Here is a 1,118-nt window from a genome sequence, read left to right on the forward strand (position 1 = left end):
AAATATGGGACGTTTGGAACACTTGTCAGGAAAGTAACTTGTTCGGTGTTACTCACTGGATGCTACTACCAGAACCACCGGAAGCCGTATAACCCCAAAATGTGCGGTGCCGGAGGCATCCGGTGCGAAGCACGAACACGATTTTATTGTTAAGCGCACGACGGGAAATGAATAGAAGGATTGGAATGATGAGCAGAGAAATAAAATTCAGAGCATGGCACCCAATAAAAGGGATGACCACAACCCCAATTTTACAGCGAAGCGATTACACCGGCACAGTTCGCTGTGATGGTTTCGATAAAGAAGGCAACTTGTTACAGCTTGACTTAATGCAATTCACCGGAATGAAAGATAAGAACGGTGTTGAGATTTACGAAGGCGATATTGTCTATGTTGCCGGTGCTGGTAACTGCAAAGTCAAATGGGATGAATGTCATGCTGGTTGGATATTCGATAACAAAAAAGAGGCTTACGACTATCAAGAAGTGATTGAAGGTATCGAGTCTATTGTCGGAAATATCTACGAAAACCCGCACTTGATTAAGTGTGCTTAACCCAGAGCTGAACCGCCCGAAGGGTCGGGTGAGCAAAGCGAACGAATTCGAGCGGCTTGTTAGCTGGCGATAAACACAGGACTAAGAAATGAAAAACATCAGCGGCCTAGATACTGATTATTTTAAAAAACGGATGAATAGAGTGGTTCGAGATATTGAGCTTTTCACTCCAGAAGAGTTTGCGAGAGAAACCGCGAGAATGGCTGTTATTGCTAATAGTGACGTTCTTGAAGATAAGGAATTTTCAGATTGGGTTTGTGTAAATAAACAAATGCCCGAAGATGATCAGGTGGTAGACATATTTGATCATAACGGCGTTCGAGTCACGGATGTTAGATTTTCTGCTGAAGACGATAAAAACTTTGCTCGATGGGTTGAAGAATCAAAATCATTTGACCATTTGCAAAGAGAGTTTACGACTACTCAGATCGCCTTCTGGATGCCTACACCAAGATTACCGAAAGACAGCTAACCCTTGCATGACGGGTGCCGTAGGCATCCCGACGATGCAGTTGTTATGTTGCGTTTTGCAGGAGGTTAAAATATGGACTCTATCATCTACAG

3 protein-coding genes are annotated in these 1,118 nt (G+C 43.5%); all 3 read left to right on the top strand.

Annotated elements, in window-relative coordinates; all coding sequences use genetic code 11:
* The first annotated feature begins 2 nt into the window (after window positions 1–2).
* Window positions 3–92 (top strand): DUF551 domain-containing protein, encoded by a 90-nt coding sequence (locus tag AKL11_RS26745; RefSeq protein ID WP_216636840.1) that lies wholly within the window; start codon window positions 3–5, stop codon window positions 90–92.
* A gap of 93 nt (window positions 93–185) precedes the next feature.
* Entirely contained in the window at window positions 186–554 is a 369-nt protein-coding gene (locus AKL11_RS22910; protein ID WP_157673733.1) for a YopX family protein, read from the top strand.
* Window positions 555–642: 88 nt separating this feature from the next.
* Window positions 643–1,026, top strand: coding sequence for a hypothetical protein (locus tag AKL11_RS22915; protein WP_067522401.1), 384 nt, complete (start codon window positions 643–645; stop codon window positions 1,024–1,026).
* Window positions 1,027–1,118 lie beyond the last annotated feature (92 nt).

The sequence above is a fragment of the Endozoicomonas ascidiicola genome (assembly GCF_001646945.1).
GTDB lineage: Bacteria > Pseudomonadota > Gammaproteobacteria > Pseudomonadales > Endozoicomonadaceae > Endozoicomonas > Endozoicomonas ascidiicola.

Coding starts and splice junctions, on each gene's coding strand:
- AKL11_RS22910 (WP_157673733.1), top strand. CDS start 186: ATGATGAGCAGAGAAATAAAATTCAGAGCATGGCACCCAATAAAAGGG.
- AKL11_RS22915 (WP_067522401.1), top strand. CDS start 643: ATGAAAAACATCAGCGGCCTAGATACTGATTATTTTAAAAAACGGATG.